This is a genomic window from Psychrobacillus sp. FSL W7-1493, from assembly GCF_038004905.1.
Classification (GTDB): Bacteria; Bacillota; Bacilli; order Bacillales_A; family Planococcaceae; genus Psychrobacillus.
Genome location: NZ_JBBOSB010000001.1, coordinates 280642 through 295909 on the forward strand (window position 1 = coordinate 280642; position 15268 = coordinate 295909).

General features: G+C 33.9%; 14 protein-coding genes. 12 read left to right on the forward strand and 2 right to left on the reverse strand.

All coding sequences use genetic code 11. From position 1 onward, the window contains the following. Nucleotides 1-5 precede the first annotated feature (5 nt). The 10 genes from pdxS to spoIIP (MKX96_RS01475) all read left to right on the forward strand — a co-directional run bounded on the left by pdxS (nucleotide 6) and on the right by spoIIP (MKX96_RS01475) (nucleotide 10121). Nucleotides 6-890 (forward strand): pyridoxal 5'-phosphate synthase lyase subunit PdxS, encoded by an 885-nt coding sequence (pdxS, locus tag MKX96_RS01430; RefSeq protein ID WP_340766100.1) that lies wholly within the window; start codon nucleotides 6-8, stop codon nucleotides 888-890. Between the two features lies 1 nt (nucleotide 891). Further along, nucleotides 892-1488, forward strand: coding sequence for a pyridoxal 5'-phosphate synthase glutaminase subunit PdxT (gene pdxT / locus MKX96_RS01435; RefSeq protein ID WP_340765989.1), 597 nt, complete (start codon nucleotides 892-894; stop codon nucleotides 1486-1488). Nucleotides 1489-2211: 723 nt separating this feature from the next. Continuing rightward, nucleotides 2212-3015 (forward strand): plastocyanin/azurin family copper-binding protein, encoded by an 804-nt coding sequence (locus MKX96_RS01440; protein ID WP_340881437.1) that lies wholly within the window; start codon nucleotides 2212-2214, stop codon nucleotides 3013-3015. A 115-nt stretch (nucleotides 3016-3130) separates the two neighbouring features. Then, nucleotides 3131-3457 carry a metal-sensing transcriptional repressor gene (locus MKX96_RS01445; protein WP_340765985.1) on the forward strand — a complete coding sequence of 109 codons (327 nt, stop codon included), beginning with the start codon at nucleotides 3131-3133 and terminating at the stop codon, nucleotides 3455-3457. A 15-nt stretch (nucleotides 3458-3472) separates the two neighbouring features. Continuing rightward, complete coding sequence (locus tag MKX96_RS01450) at nucleotides 3473-3685, forward strand: copper ion binding protein (RefSeq protein WP_277586689.1); 213 nt, start codon at nucleotides 3473-3475, stop codon at nucleotides 3683-3685. A 308-nt stretch (nucleotides 3686-3993) separates the two neighbouring features. After that, entirely contained in the window at nucleotides 3994-6411 is a 2418-nt protein-coding gene (locus MKX96_RS01455; protein WP_340765983.1) for a heavy metal translocating P-type ATPase, read from the forward strand. 292 nt (nucleotides 6412-6703) lie between these two features. Beyond that, nucleotides 6704-7078: a hypothetical protein gene (locus MKX96_RS01460; RefSeq protein ID WP_340765981.1), complete on the forward strand. Its 375-nt coding sequence runs from the start codon at nucleotides 6704-6706 to the stop codon at nucleotides 7076-7078. A 408-nt stretch (nucleotides 7079-7486) separates the two neighbouring features. Next, nucleotides 7487-8071, forward strand: a complete 585-nt coding sequence (locus tag MKX96_RS01465) for a YdhK family protein (protein ID WP_277586686.1) — start codon at nucleotides 7487-7489, stop codon at nucleotides 8069-8071. Nucleotides 8072-8411: 340 nt separating this feature from the next. Further along, nucleotides 8412-8891, forward strand: coding sequence for a C40 family peptidase (locus MKX96_RS01470; protein WP_320415376.1), 480 nt, complete (start codon nucleotides 8412-8414; stop codon nucleotides 8889-8891). A 174-nt stretch (nucleotides 8892-9065) separates the two neighbouring features. Continuing rightward, entirely contained in the window at nucleotides 9066-10121 is a 1056-nt protein-coding gene (gene spoIIP / locus MKX96_RS01475) for a stage II sporulation protein P (RefSeq protein WP_340765972.1), read from the forward strand. Between the two features lie 128 nt (nucleotides 10122-10249). On the opposite strand, the gene spoIIP (MKX96_RS01480) is transcribed toward spoIIP (MKX96_RS01475), so the two are convergent. Next, nucleotides 10250-11110 carry a stage II sporulation protein P gene (gene spoIIP / locus MKX96_RS01480; RefSeq protein WP_340765970.1) on the reverse strand — a complete coding sequence of 287 codons (861 nt, stop codon included), beginning with the start codon at nucleotides 11108-11110 and terminating at the stop codon, nucleotides 10250-10252. A 230-nt stretch (nucleotides 11111-11340) separates the two neighbouring features. Between spoIIP (MKX96_RS01480) and MKX96_RS01485 the strand changes: the two genes are divergently transcribed. Together MKX96_RS01485 and MKX96_RS01490 are read left to right on the forward strand one after the other, a co-directional pair. After that, nucleotides 11341-12870 carry a multicopper oxidase family protein gene (locus MKX96_RS01485; protein ID WP_340765968.1) on the forward strand — a complete coding sequence of 510 codons (1530 nt, stop codon included), beginning with the start codon at nucleotides 11341-11343 and terminating at the stop codon, nucleotides 12868-12870. A 130-nt stretch (nucleotides 12871-13000) separates the two neighbouring features. Beyond that, nucleotides 13001-13327, forward strand: a complete 327-nt coding sequence (locus MKX96_RS01490; protein ID WP_277587601.1) for a four-helix bundle copper-binding protein — start codon at nucleotides 13001-13003, stop codon at nucleotides 13325-13327. Between the two features lie 672 nt (nucleotides 13328-13999). On the opposite strand, the gene MKX96_RS01495 is transcribed toward MKX96_RS01490, so the two are convergent. Continuing rightward, entirely contained in the window at nucleotides 14000-15163 is a 1164-nt protein-coding gene (locus MKX96_RS01495) for an FtsW/RodA/SpoVE family cell cycle protein (protein WP_340765966.1), read from the reverse strand. Nucleotides 15164-15268 lie beyond the last annotated feature (105 nt).

Below are 15268 nucleotides of genomic sequence, written 5' to 3' on the forward strand. Positions count from 1 at the left end.
TGACAATTAATTTAACAGGAACAGATCGAGTAAAAAGAGGAATGGCTGAAATGCAAAAGGGTGGCGTTATTATGGACGTTATTAATGCTGAGCAAGCAAGAATTGCTGAGGCGGCAGGTGCAGTTGCAGTTATGGCATTAGAACGAGTACCATCGGATATTCGTGCAGCAGGTGGAGTAGCTCGTATGGCAGATCCACGCATTATGGAAGAGGTAATGGGAGCAGTAACGATTCCAGTAATGGCTAAAGCACGAATTGGACATATTACAGAAGCGCGTATTTTAGAAGCAATGGGCGTTGACTATATTGATGAATCAGAAGTGCTGACTCCAGCAGATGAGGAATATCATCTACGTAAAAGTGAATTTACAGTACCGTTTGTTTGTGGATGTAAGGATCTTGGGGAGGCAGCACGTCGAATTGGAGAAGGAGCTTCGATGTTGCGTACCAAAGGAGAACCTGGAACAGGGAACATTGTAGAAGCAGTGCGTCATTTACGTAAGGTAAATGCACAGGTTCGTAAAATTGTACATATGAGCGAAGATGAACTAATGACGGAAGCTAAAATTTTAGGTGCACCGTATGATGTTTTATTACAAATTAAGCATGCTGGTAAATTACCGGTTGTGAACTTTGCGGCAGGTGGAGTAGCAACACCTGCAGATGCAGCTCTAATGATGGAACTTGGGGCTGATGGCGTATTTGTTGGGTCCGGTATTTTCAAATCAGAAAACCCAGAGAAATATGCGAAAGCTATTGTAGAAGCAACAACACATTTCCAAGATTATAAATTACTTGTAGAGATTTCTAAAGATTTGGGAATACCAATGAAAGGAATTGAAATTTCTCGTTTGTCTGCTGGAGATCGTATGCAAGATAGAGGGTGGTAATATGGTTAAAATAGGTGTTTTAGCACTGCAAGGTGCTATTAGAGAGCATATTCATTCTATTGAAGCATGCGAGGCAAAGGCTATCACGGTAAAAAGTGTGGAGGACTTAGCGTTAGTGGAAGGTTTAATACTCCCTGGAGGAGAAAGTACAGCTATGAGAAAGCTTATTGATCGATTTGAAATGCTTGAACCACTGAGACAATTTGCATTAGATGGTAAACCGATGTTTGGAACATGTGCAGGCTTGATCCTACTTGCTAAAGAATTAGTTGGGTATGATTATTCACATGTAGGTGAACTTGATGCTATTGTTGAACGTAATTCTTACGGTCGACAGGTTGATAGCTTTGAAATAGATTTAAATATTGAAGGTGTTGCAACTGACTTTCCGGCAGTATTTATTCGAGCACCTCAAATCGTAAGTGTAGAGGAAAACGTTGAAATACTTGCTACACATGGAGATAGAATCGTGATGGTAAAACAAGGTCATTTGTTAGGATGCTCCTTTCATCCCGAATTAACAGATGATCATCGTATAATGACATACTTTATAGAAATGGTGAAGGAAAGTCTTGCAAATGAGGTTCACGTAAAATAATGTACGAGTAATTTCATGAATCAAAAATGATGTTCGGAAGCTGTAACAATCACGTTCATTAGAGCATCAGCGCATGGTGAAAGTTGATATTAACACTTGTGCGGCGAATTATTAGTAAGTCGTGGAGTTGAGAAGCGTTACAGTAAAGTAAGTGGATTCCGTCTATGACTGAATTAATCAGGGTGGCAACGCGGGTATGCTCTCGTCCCTTTTTCATGGACGGGGGCTTTTTTGTCGTTTTTCAACCCTATTAGTTATTAACTATTGGTCTCTATCATTCTCTAACTCTTTTACTAACTTTTTTATTTGTTTATCTTCAATTAATAAATTACTTAAAGGTTCCATCTGTGTACCTCCAATCTAAATAGTAAAAGGCTTTGTGCACGAAAACGTGCCAAAGCGTTTACTGTATCTATTTTTTAACGCGTAGCAGTTTGGTAACTTTTGAAGGGAATACTGACACTCTTCACAAGTACACTGAACAGTATAGTCATAAAAAAATGTGGTGTTTTAAATTTTTTCTAAAAAAACGCATACCATAAAGGGGTATAAAGTATATATAGAATACCGAAACAATTCTTACAGTTTAATAAAAAGGGTGGAAAGATGGGATATTATCAAATATTTATATTAGCGTCGCTTGTGGGGTTAGCTTTAATAGTTTTTATATTAGCGAGGATATCGAAAAGTATATTTAATCCCATGCAAGGGATGATAACTTCTATGTTTTTTGGTATGAATATTGGGTTGACTGCTGGTATTCTCTTAGGAGTAACATTTCAAGGGGACTTATTCCTCTCCACAATTCTATCGATGGGTATCGGAATGTTAGCCGGTTCAATATGTGGCGGATATTTTGGGGTATTATCTGTTTTAGAAGGGGTAATGTCTGGTTTGATGGGTGGTATGATGGGTGCGATGTTAGGAGAAATGATAAACGAGGAACAATCAATTGCTTTAATAAGAATATTTCTATTGTTATCTATTACCACAATCTTTCTATTTTTCTTATTACCAGACAAGAAAAATCAAAAGATACAAAATAAAAGATGGCTATTAAAGCCGGTCATCCTGGCAATTAGTATTATTTTTTATTTTATTGGAGGTGTTTCCTTAGCGGAAAAGCAAATAAGTTCCAAATCTAAGGATTCTATATCAGAACATCAGAACCATACAAATAATGAGGCGAATAATACAAATAAAAATTCACAAGTTATTACGATACAAGCTAAAAATATGAAATACTCAATAACAGAGGTATTTATAGAGAAAAATCAGCCAGTCACTCTTGTTCTAGAAAATTTGGACAAAATTGAGCATGATATTGAAATAAAAATCCCAACTCTTAACGATAACGACCTAAAACATAATCACGAGACTAAAGAAAATCTTATACATCTTCATGCCGAACCTAAAAGTACAGAAAACTTATATTTCATCCCTGTTAGCACAGGAATTTACGAATATATTTGCACTATCCCAGGACATAAGGAATCTGGAATGGTCGGTCAGGTTGTAGTGAAATAGGCATTTTAGAGTGATAAATAAAAATTTAGTAAATCTAAATAAATCATTAAACATATCTCTTTACATACCCCCTGCGGGTACTGTATTATAAAAATAAGGATAGGAGGTTGCTTATTTGGACAGTGTAATAGAAGAAGGTACGTTATTATCTAAGGTGTCTTGTAGAAAAAGTCATCATCCTGAACATGTGAAAAAAGATTTAACAAATCGATTAAACCGTATTGAAGGTCAGATTCGAGGAATAAAAGGAATGGTAGACAAAGACGTCTATTGTGACGATATAATCACACAGCTTTCTGCAACTCAGTCCGCTCTAAATAGTGTAGCTAAAGTACTTTTACAAGGACATTTAAAAGGCTGTGTAGTGGATAGATTAGCTGAAGGTGACGATGAGGTTTTAGATGAATTATTAGTAACAATTCAAAAATTAATGAGAAAATAAGAGGAGGAGATTTAAATGACAAATCAAGTGACTATACAAGTTCAAGGAATGACTTGTGGTGGGTGCGTAAAATCTGTTGAAAATAGCGTTAGCGCACTTAGTGGTGTGGAGAAAGTTAATGTACAATTAGAAACAGGAAAAGTAAATATAGAATTTAATGATTCGCAAACAGATATTAAACAAATTACGGATACCATCGAAGGTAAAGGATATACAGTAGTTGCCTAAATATAATAAGTAGAGTGGTGTTTAAATCACAGCATTTTTTTCATATTTTATACCCCCATATGGTATAGGATTTTAATAATAATAGAAAAGGAGAAGTGAAAAATATGGAAAACGTAACATTGAATGTGAGTGGAATGTCATGTGGATTTAGCTTTTGATTCAGAAAAGGTAAGTATAGATAAAATTAAGGCAATAATTGATGACCAAGGTTATGACGTGAAATAATAGAGTAAGAGTGCTATTTGGCACTCTCTTTCTTACTTCCACTTATACCCCCTGGTAGTATTTAAAGGAGAGGTGTAAACAAAATGAGTAGTGAATTAAAAGAAACTAGTCTACAAATTACAGGAATGACCTGTGCAGCCTGTGCTACAAGAATTGAAAAAGGCCTAAAAAAAATGGATGGCGTAGAACAAGCCAACGTAAACTTGGCTCTTGAAAAGTCTATGATTAAATACGATCCTGAAAAATTGACTAATCAAGATTTTGAAAAGAAAATTCAAGATCTAGGGTATGGCATTGCAAAGGAAAATAAAGAGTTTGCAATAACAGGAATGACCTGTGCTGCCTGCGCTACGAGAATTGAAAAAGGTCTTAACAAGTTAGAGGGAGTTTCATTTGCCAACGTTAATCTAGCGCTTGAAAATGCAACTATTGAATATAACCCTTCTCAGATTAATGTTTCGGATATTATTGCGCGAGTTGAGAAATTAGGATATGGGGCAATTAATAAAGAAGATGAAAAAGAAGCAATAGATTACCGAGAGCAAGCTATTAAAAAGCAAAAGAAAAAATTTATTATCTCGGCAATCCTGTCCCTTCCTTTATTGTGGTCTATGGTTGGTCACTTTTCTTTTACATCGTTTATTTACATGCCCGAGTTTCTTATGAATCCCTGGGTACAAATGGCTTTGGCAACACCAGTTCAATTTATCATTGGGAAACAGTTTTATGTAAGTGCTTATAAAGCATTGCGAAATGGGAGTGCCAATATGGATGTCCTAGTTGTTATGGGTACATCCGCAGCTTACTTTTATAGTGTTTATCAGGCTTTCATTACAATTGGTGAGCACCATAACGCCCAATTGTACTTTGAAACGAGCTCAGTGCTGATTACCCTAATTATATTAGGTAAACTTTTCGAAGCAAAAGCAAAGGGGCGTTCGTCTGAGGCTATTAAAAAGCTTATGGGACTTCAAGCTAAAACAGCCTTGGTTCTAAGAGATGAAAAGGAAATAGAAATACCTCTTGAAGAAGTTGTAACCGGAGATATTATTTTAGTAAAACCAGGAGAAAAAATACCGGTTGATGGAGAGGTAATGGAGGGAAACTCTGCTGTCGACGAGTCAATGTTAACTGGTGAAAGTATTCCAGTCGATAAGACGATTGGTGATTCTTTATTTGGTTCAACAATTAATAAAAATGGTTTTATTAGAATGAAAGCAACGAAAATCGGAAGAGACACAGCTCTTTCTCAAATAATTAAAGTAGTGGAAGATGCTCAAGGCTCCAAAGCCCCAATTCAAAGGCTTGCAGATAAAATATCTGGCGTATTCGTTCCAATTGTAATAGGTATTGCCATTATTACTTTTTTGGTATGGATTATATGGGTAAACCCAGGAGAAGTTACTCCTGCACTCGAAGCTCTGATTGCCGTTCTTGTTATTGCTTGTCCATGTGCCCTTGGTCTTGCAACACCAACCTCCATTATGGCAGGTTCAGGTCGGGCAGCTGAGTTTGGTATTCTGTTTAAAGGTGGAGAACACCTCGAAACCACGCATCATATTGATACAGTAGTTGTTGATAAAACTGGAACAGTTACGAATGGTAAACCAGAGTTAACCGATGTAATTGTTGCAGATGGTGTAAATGAAGAGGAGTTTCTTTCTTTGGTTGGTACAGCAGAGAAACAATCCGAACATCCACTTGCAGAAGCGATTGTGAAAGGAATTCAAAATAGAGGGATATTACTCGATACAGTTCAAGATTTTGAAGCAATCCCTGGATATGGAGTAAAAACAACAGTTAATCAAAGAGATGTTCTTGTAGGAACTCGAAAGTTAATGAACCAATATCACGTGGATATTTCTACCATACTAACGATAATGGAAGAATTAGAGGCAAATGGAAAAACAGCCATGCTGGCAAGTATAGACGGTCAATATGCAGGGCTTATTGCGGTTGCGGATACAATCAAGGAAACGTCTAAGAAAGCCATCAAGCGTTTACGTGATATGAATATTGAAGTGATCATGATGACTGGTGATAACCAACGTACAGCTAAAGCGATTGGTAAAGAGGTTGGAATAGATCATGTTATCGCTGAGGTACTTCCTGAAGGAAAAGCCGAAGAGGTTAAAAAACTTCAGGCAGCTGGAAAAAAAGTAGCGATGGTTGGAGATGGAATTAATGATGCTCCAGCTCTTGCAGTCGCCGATATCGGGATGGCCATTGGAACAGGAACAGACGTTGCGATGGAAGCTGCAGATATAACATTGATAAGAGGAGACTTAAACAGCATAGCGGATGCAATTATTATGAGCCACAAGACGATGAGAAATATTAAGCAAAATCTTTTTTGGGCATTCGCATATAACACGTTAGGCATACCGATTGCTGCAGTCGGATTACTTGCACCTTGGGTAGCAGGGGCAGCTATGGCATTTAGTTCTGTATCTGTTGTACTAAATGCATTACGACTTCAAAGAGTAAAACTAGAAAAGTAAAACTTTTAATCTGACCCACTTCGGTGGGTTAATTTTTATTTATCTGAGGTGGTGTGAATTAAACTTCACTAAGGAGCTACTTATATTAAGTTAAATCTTCCATATTTTTAATTAATGAATAATCCCTCACGTTGCACTATTAATATGTTTGTTATAAGGTATTTAAAAGTCTTCCGAATAAAGTTAAAGTTTTTCCATACAATAAAGAATTTTGAAACAATAATCACCTTTATTTTACGTAATAGAGACCTTTGGAACATAATTTGAATATAATAGTTATGAGGTGAAAACTATGTGCTTTTCAACTAATGTAATCGAACAACAAGCTCTTATCATAAGTGATAAGATAATTAAAAACACTATATACAAACCAGTAAGTCTGGATTTTATTAGTGAAAAAAATGTTGGAATACAAGATTTTCAAATGCAAAATATCGGAGAAGAAATATCATTAATAACAATGGTAAATTTAGAAAACAATGAAGGATTACAAATTAGTGTAGAACCAAATGAAAATGGGTTAAGGTACGCTATGGGGGAAATCTCTTATAAAGATTATAAAAAACTGCAAAATCGAGAAAGTAGACAGTTTATCTGGTATTTCTTCGCTATTTCAAGCGTTTTTCTATTGATATCCTGGGCCTCTATCAGGTGGTTTTTTATATAATTTTTTCTAGACTTTAATACCCTTAAGTGAATATCTAACAGTAACCAATATTATAGATATTATTTAATACAAAAAGAGCGTTGATTTCACAAGAATCATTGCTCTTTTTTTATGAAAAAATTATTTGTATGGAAGAATTGATTGGATGCTTATTGTTAAGGACAGTTATCTTATTTGCTACATAGATATAACAAGTGTAGGGAAATAAGATTAAATTAAAGTCCTAGTTTTTTTTCAAACAAATAGGGAAATAATAAAGTATAAAGACAAATTACATAGTGATAAAATTCAGGTATTAGAATCTTCAGTAACTGGTCTGCACAATTTTTTCATAATTTCAGTGTAAGATTGTTTAAAACAACAGCTGTATCTTGTTGTAAATTTATTAGAGTTTAGAGGAGGATAACAATGAAAAAAAAATTATTTATGGGTCTTGGTTCGTTCGCTATCGCAATTACATTGTCTGCTTGTGCTGGTGATGAAAAGGAAACGGAGATGGACACACAAGAGCACAAAGAAATGAATACGGAAGAAAGTAAGGGTATGGAACATTCTAATATGGATATGTCTGGATCAGGTGAAGTTCCTGAAAACTTAAAAGTAGCTGAAAATCCAACTTTTGAAGTAGGTAGTCAAGCTATTATTGAAACAGATCATATGGAAGGTATGAAAGGTGCCGAAGCAACGATTGTCGGTGCTTATGATACAACTGTTTATACTGTTTCGTATACTCCTACAACTGGTGGGGAACGAGTAGAGAATCATAAATGGGTCATTCATGAAGAATTAGGAGAACCACAATCGGCACCATTAGAACCTGGTACAGAAGTAGTCCTAACAGCTGAACATATGGAGGGGATGGAAGGAGCAACCGCTGAAATTGATTCGGCTGAAGAAACAACAGTGTATATGGTTAATTATACTTCTACTTCCGGAGACAAAGTGACTAATCATAAGTGGGTAACTGAAAGTGAATTGTCACCAACAAAATAACTTTTTATTTTTAGATTCATTCAAAAAACCTATCCATTATATGGATAGGTTTTTTTCTTTTTGTAGAGCGTAATCCGTTTATAAAGAAATGCAGTAACTAATAAATACTATTTGAATCTACTGAAAATAGTAGCATGCTATTAACTTACACAGACTCTTACTTTTTATTATTTATCCTATAAATTAAAACTATAGTCCGAAATATCCTAGAATTAGAAAGTTAAACTAGGTATTTGTAATGATTTTGTAATCAAATCGTAACGAATATATTGCATCATTTGTGATAAAGTTACAATTATAAATATAACATTTACTGGGGTGTAAAATGAGAAGTATAATTATGCAAGTATTAATTGTGGTATCTTTAATTTTTTCTGCACAAGTATTTTCAGCAGATAAAGTCAATGCTGCAACATCAACTGAAATCGGAGCATTTGCTTCAAAGTTATACGGTACTCCATATAAATTTGGTGGAACAACTCCTAAGGGATTTGATTGTTCTGGATATATTAGATATGTTTATAATAAATTCAACATTAGTTTACCAAGAACATCTGCCGAGCAGTTTAAAGTGGGAAAAACAGTTGAAAAAGATAAATTACAACCTGGAGACTTAGTGTTTTTTGCTAATACATATAAAAAAGGTATTTCTCACACTGGAATTTATTTGGGTAACGGGGAATTCATATCTGCAAAAAGTAAGGGTATTTTAAAAGCTAACTTAAAAACAGATCCTTATTGGGGTCCTAAATATGCCGGAGCGAAACGGATATCTAATGTAACTGTAGCTATGGAAAAAGGGAAAAATACTAACAACTAAGTTTTAGAGATTTTTAAGTACAATCATCCACTGTATAGATGATTGTACTTTTTTGTTTTTGGAGGCAAGAAAATCTTACTTGTCCATATATTATCCACAATTATTTGTTATTCTTTTTTATGGTATGTTTTTAACTAAATCATATTGAAAAAGAGAAATTCTAGGAGGGACAGAATGTCTTCAAACTCCCTAAATAAAGAAAAGAACACAACAAAGAAAAAGAAAGATACTTTACTAAGGATTTTGTTATACTTTGTAGTTTTGCTATTTATTCTCTTACTTTTTTCTTTCTGGGTGACAATTTTTTATGTTCCTAAAGAAGAGGAAGAAAATATATTTGACGATAAAATCTATCCTTTTTTCCATGTTGAATTAAAAGATCGTTTATCCGAAGAATTAGATGGGATGCCTACTAAAACAAATAATCTAGATACAGGAGGGAAATCAAACTTGAATCTAGAGGATAGGGATGAATTTGCGCCTACTATGGACGGTTTCTTTAACGAAAGAGAACTTACTATAAAGAATATTGATGCTCTTTTTAAAAATATGAAATCTCCCAAAGAAATTTCATCATCTCATTCAACTTTCGGAAAGGAAGTCCTGTATATTTACCATACTCATAGCAGGGAATCTTTTTTGCCATATTTAGAAGAAACAGATAAACCTGAAGAAGCGTATCACTCGAAAGCAAATATTACACTAGTAGGAGAACTGCTTGGAAGGGCACTGGAAAGAAGGGGAGTAGGAACAACAGTCAATTCAACCGATATCGTTCAAGAACTAGCTACAAGAGGTTTAAACTATAATAGTTCTTATAATGTGTCAGGAGAGCAAGTACGTGCTGCGTTAAAAGGTAATAAAGATTTAGAGATCTTTCTAGATTTGCATCGCGATTCTTTGCGTAGTGATTCTACTACTACTGTAATGAATGGAGTAAACTATGCCAAATTATTATTTGTTGTAGGTACGGGCCATGAAGGTTATGAAAAGAATCTTACGTTTGCGGAAGGGCTACAAACAATTTTAGACAATCAATACCCCGGACTGTCCAAAGGCATAATGCCAAAAAGTAGTAAACAAGGCAATGGAATTTATAATCAAGATATTTCTCCAAACTCTATTATTGTGGAAATTGGAGGTGTAGATAATACAGTAGAAGAGCTTCATCGAACTACAGAGGTTTTTGCTGATGTTTTAAGTGAATATTATTTCCATGAAGAAAGGTAAATCAGTCTTTTGGATCCATGGCATTACTTGTTCGTTTTCGTTTTCTTATTATATTTCAAATTACTTTATATCTTAAAGTTAAATGCACCTTAAGTCATAAGCTTCAAGGTGCATTTCATTTTGTAATTTTAAAGTCCTGCATGTGATACTAGATTGTTAGATTCATCTTGTAATAGTTCTGAAACAGCTTTTGCTAGAACTGAAATCGAACGATTAATTTCTTCCTGTGTATTATCGATTCCACCAAGTTCTATTAACACCATATTGTTAGCAAGATCTTGATTATAAATGCCGTCCACATGGTCTCCTTTTTTACCGATAACGCCTTTAGATATTCCAGGAACCAATTCATTTAAGTGTGAGGAAAGATGTTGGGCATAGGATTTGTTTATTAAGTAATTTGGATGCTCTTCCCCTACCACAAAATATATTTTTCCAAATGTTTCATTGTTGTAAGTTAGTGTTGAATTTTTCCTAGTTGTAGAATCTCTGTGTAAATCAATAATTATGTCATATTTATTGTTCTGAACATTATCTGTTAAATAAGGACGGACAACGTTATAGGCTTCTGGAAAAGTACGATTTGTTTTCTTTAGCTCACTCATGGTGTCAATTCCGAGAAACTCAGTTTCAATAGAATTTAGACTAAAATGATTTCTAATAATATCTTCAAAAGCGGTTATGTTTGAGGTTGAATGGTATACCTCTGCTTGACCGGTCTCATTTTTTACTATTGGTATAAAGGATTCGTGGGAGTGTGTAAATAGCAATAATGCTTTCCTAGGCTCAATGATTTTGATATTATCAAGATTTTGATTTTGAGTTGCAGCGTATACGACGACTGCTTTCTCGTCTGCTTTCTCGTCAGGCTTCTCATCAGCCATTTCCATAATTCCTATTTGTTGAGGGTTACTAAGAGTAGCTATAATAATTGGTGATATAAAAATTATTAAGAATAGTCCGATAATTATTCTTGTTTGGTTTCTCATATTAATACACCTCAAACAACAATATGTTGGAAGTTTAGGAATTAGAACTATATATTTTGTAAGATAAGAAAATTTAATACTATTAATTTTAAAGAAAAGTGCACGAAATGTTACGAATAATATTGTCAATTGGTTCATCCATTTAGTATAAGCATATACCTCCATAAATTTTCCATATTTATTTGATACACTGCCAATATATTAAATAATATAAATTGGAGAGAATGAAGATGAAATACAAAATGTGGATTACTTCCGTATTGTCGGTAAGCATTATTATAATTGGAGGTTGTAGTGCAAGTGATTCTTCTGCCAAAAATGCAAGTATGGATCATGCTAATATGACTGCAGAAGAAATGTCGAATATGGAAGGAATGGATCATTCAGATGCGAGCGATGAAGATATGGCTTCTATGGAAAACGGTCATGATAGCCATACAAACCCTTTGGCATTAAATAATTCAACTGGAGAAAATGAACTAATACTTCCACCATTAATTGAATCAAAGGATGGGGTAATAGATATTACAGCACAGCAAGGAACAACCGAATTTTACGAAGATGTTCAAACCGAAACATATGGATATAATGGTTCCTTTTTAGGGCCAATTATTCAGGTATCAAAAGATGAAACAGTAACATTTAGAACTAACAATGATTTATCAGAACCAACGACATTTCACTGGCATGGTGTAGATATTTCAGGCGAAGGTGATGGTGGTCCTCATCAAATACTACAACCAGGTGAATCAGAAGATGTAAAATTCACTGTAAATCAGGAGGCTTCCACTCTATGGTTCCATCCACATCCTGAAGGTGCTACAGCTGAGCAAGTATATAAAGGATTAGCTGGTTTAATTTATGTGGAGGATGAAAATTCGAAAAATCTAGATTTACCAAAAGAATATGGGACAAATGATTTTCCATTAGTATTCCAAGACAGACAATTTAACGAGGATAAGCAATTTGATTACCAAGCAGTAATTAACGATGATGGAACAATAGGAGATACTTTATTAATAAATGGAACATTGAATCCTAAACTTACGGTAGGTAAAGAAAAAGTTAGATTACGTATATTAAATGGTTCAAATGCTCGAAATTATTCTTTTAAACTAAATACAGGAGATTCATTCCAACAAATCGCTACAGATGGTGGTTTCTTAAATGAACCAACAACAATGAGTGAAATAACGTTAACACCCGGTGAACGTGCAGAGATTATCATTGATTTTTCAAAGTATAAAGCCTCAAGTGATATAGCGTTAATTAATGAGGAAGATACAAACCTTTTACCATTTAAAATTGATGAACAGAAAACAAATTCAAGAGATTTACCAAAAACTTTAAATAATTTTGCTGTTACAGATGAAGAAAGAAATTTACCTGTTACGAAGAAACTAGAACTTTTTGGAATGGGTGCAATGGTGACCATTAATGATAAGCAATTTGATATAGACCGAATTGACTTTACTCAAAAACAAGGGGTTACTGAAGTATGGGAAATTTATAATAAACCTGATGCAATGGGCGGAATGACACATCCATTCCACATTCATGGGACACAGTTTAAAATTATTTCAATTGATGGAAACGAACAGCCAGTAAACGAACAAGGCTGGAAAGATACTGTAGCAATTGATGCAGGAGAAACAGTGAAATTAGCTGTTAAATTTAATAACAAAGGTATATATATGTTCCATTGTCATGTTCTTGAGCATGAAGAGAATGGAATGATGGGACAAGTAAAAATAGATTAAAATTTATATTAGAATTACATACGAGTTACAAAAATAAGGATTTTCTAAGGAGTTCTCATTTCTCTGTTTGAACTAACACCTTATGGGAACATTAATACTGATTGCAATATTAATATCTAGGAGGTATTTCATGAATCAGAAATATGAAGAATGTCTTAAAGCTTGTATGGAATGTCTAAAGGCTTGTAACACATGTTTTGATGCTTGTTTAAGAGAAGGCGATGTTAAGATGATGGTCGATTGTATACGATTAGATCGCGCTTGTGCAGATGCTTGTGCCTTTGCGATACAAGCGATGACTTCGAACAGTCCTTTTGTGAAAGAAATATGCCAACTTTGTGCAGAAATTTGTGAACGCTGTGGAGAAGAGTGTGCTAAACACGAACATGACCATTGCCAAAGCTGTGCTGAGTCATGCCGCAAATGTGCTGAAGCATGTCGTCAAATGAGTGCGTAAGAAAATTTACGAAGAATACTAAAATATAATAAGGCTACTGCAAAAAGTCAAACCACATGGCTTTAGCGGTAGCCTTAAATTATTTGTGAAGAGAAAAGGAAACCGTCCACCTTTTCAATGTAGGTTGCATAATAAATTATCTTTAATTAAATGAAGAGACTCAGCAGATTTTTCCTGCAATGAATTGCACCTCATAATAAATAAGATAATATTCAAACTAGCAGTAAATGGCTAGGATAAAATGCTTGGTAGAATTTTCTTGCTACAGGCATACTTGATAGTTTATATCTAAATAATAATAAGAGTTCCCAAAACACTTAACAATTGACCACTGCATTGTTAGGATTGCTATCCATTCTAACAATCGAACACTCCTATATAAAAGTCTCTTGAATTAGAAAAAATTTCGGGTTGTCTATTGGGTAAATGATAGTATGGAAAGACTAATAAAATACCACTTTGTTTTAACCAAATGTTTTTCAATTATTCTATCATGAGAATAGCTAGCTTTTGAGAGTTAATTGTTCTCCTTATATTAGCGTTTTAAATTTAAAATATCGCAAAAAGAATTGCAGTTAAAAATAATAGAAATAAATAGCTGCTAGAATTCCTATTATTAGGATGAGGAGATTACATAGAAAGCCAAGTAATATTATTCTATTTTTTGGTATATTAATCATCATCACCGCCGAACATGTAGTCTTTCGTGTTAAGTGATATGTTTATGACTATACTTAGTGCAAAGATAGTAGCCAGAACAGAACTTCCTCCATAACTAAACAATGGAAGGGGAATCCCAGTAATAGGAACGAGCCCTATCACCATTCCAATATTTTCAAAAACATGAAATAAGATCATAGAAATAACTCCAGCAGCAATTAGAGTTTCATACTCACCTTTATTTTTATACGCTATCCTGAAAATTCTGTATATTATAATGTAATACATAAAAATTATTCCTGCAGAACCAATAAAACCAAACTCCTCCGAAATGGTTGTAAAAATAAAGTCAGAATGTGCCTCAGGTACTGCAACAACGCCATTACCGTATCCCTTCCCAGTTAACATACCTGAACCTATTGAAGTTATAGATAGACTTAATTGATAGCTTGTTCCCAAAGTATCCGCAAATGGATCCAACCAAGAATTTATCCTATCTATTTGATACCGGTCCATTACATACAATAATAAGTTCGGTCTGTATAAAAACGCCAATGCAAATAATCCTAAAGATATAATTACAGTTATAAAAACAGATAATATTATTCTCATATTAATACCTGATATGAGTATCATACCTACCATAATAGAAACCATAACCATACCAGTCCCTAAATCGGGCTGAACAGCTACTAGGATTAACGGAATTAGAGTTATACCAACAATTTTAAATAACAGAAAAAAGTCTAACTTTAAAAATCTTATTGGATATTTCACGTTATGATTAGATATTACTCTTGCTAAGTAAAGAATTAAAAAGATTTTCATGAATTCTGAAGGTTGAATAGAACCAAATCCCGGAATTAAAAACCAAGCTTTTATTCCTTTAATATTAGGTGCTATTGTTTCTGGAGATATAATAAGCAAAGCCAGAATTAAGTTACCAAATATATATAAATATAGGGATAATTTTTTTATTTGTTCAAAATCAAAAAAATATACAATTGCTGAAATGATCATACCGAATAGGACCCATATTGCTTGTTTTAACGCAAAATTATCATCATACGGCAAGTATTTTTGTGCGCTATATATGAAGGTACAGCTTACAATCATAAACAAAATAATTACCAAGTAAATTATTATATCTAGATTATTGAATTTATTTTCTTTCATTTATTTACCTCTTTATTAAATCTAATATAAATAGTAATAATAGCTATTTTATTAATATTCACCATGGGGTAGAGCCATCTTGTTAATAGAGACTAACTATAAAAA

What these genes read in the sequence shown, in the direction of transcription:
- MKX96_RS01495 (WP_340765966.1), bottom strand. Translation starts at nt 15,163, where the DNA reads ATGAAAGAAAATAAATTCAATAATCTAGATATAATAATTTACTTGGTA.
- pdxT (WP_340765989.1), top strand. Translation starts at nt 892, where the DNA reads ATGGTTAAAATAGGTGTTTTAGCACTGCAAGGTGCTATTAGAGAGCAT.
- MKX96_RS01485 (WP_340765968.1), top strand. Translation starts at nt 11,341, where the DNA reads ATGAAATACAAAATGTGGATTACTTCCGTATTGTCGGTAAGCATTATT.
- MKX96_RS01465 (WP_277586686.1), top strand. Translation starts at nt 7,487, where the DNA reads ATGAAAAAAAAATTATTTATGGGTCTTGGTTCGTTCGCTATCGCAATT.
- MKX96_RS01455 (WP_340765983.1), top strand. Translation starts at nt 3,994, where the DNA reads ATGAGTAGTGAATTAAAAGAAACTAGTCTACAAATTACAGGAATGACC.
- spoIIP (WP_340765972.1), top strand. Translation starts at nt 9,066, where the DNA reads ATGTCTTCAAACTCCCTAAATAAAGAAAAGAACACAACAAAGAAAAAG.
- MKX96_RS01490 (WP_277587601.1), top strand. Translation starts at nt 13,001, where the DNA reads ATGAATCAGAAATATGAAGAATGTCTTAAAGCTTGTATGGAATGTCTA.
- MKX96_RS01460 (WP_340765981.1), top strand. Translation starts at nt 6,704, where the DNA reads ATGTGCTTTTCAACTAATGTAATCGAACAACAAGCTCTTATCATAAGT.
- spoIIP (WP_340765970.1), bottom strand. Translation starts at nt 11,110, where the DNA reads ATGAGAAACCAAACAAGAATAATTATCGGACTATTCTTAATAATTTTT.
- MKX96_RS01470 (WP_320415376.1), top strand. Translation starts at nt 8,412, where the DNA reads ATGCAAGTATTAATTGTGGTATCTTTAATTTTTTCTGCACAAGTATTT.
- MKX96_RS01450 (WP_277586689.1), top strand. Translation starts at nt 3,473, where the DNA reads ATGACAAATCAAGTGACTATACAAGTTCAAGGAATGACTTGTGGTGGG.
- MKX96_RS01440 (WP_340881437.1), top strand. Translation starts at nt 2,212, where the DNA reads ATGTTTTTTGGTATGAATATTGGGTTGACTGCTGGTATTCTCTTAGGA.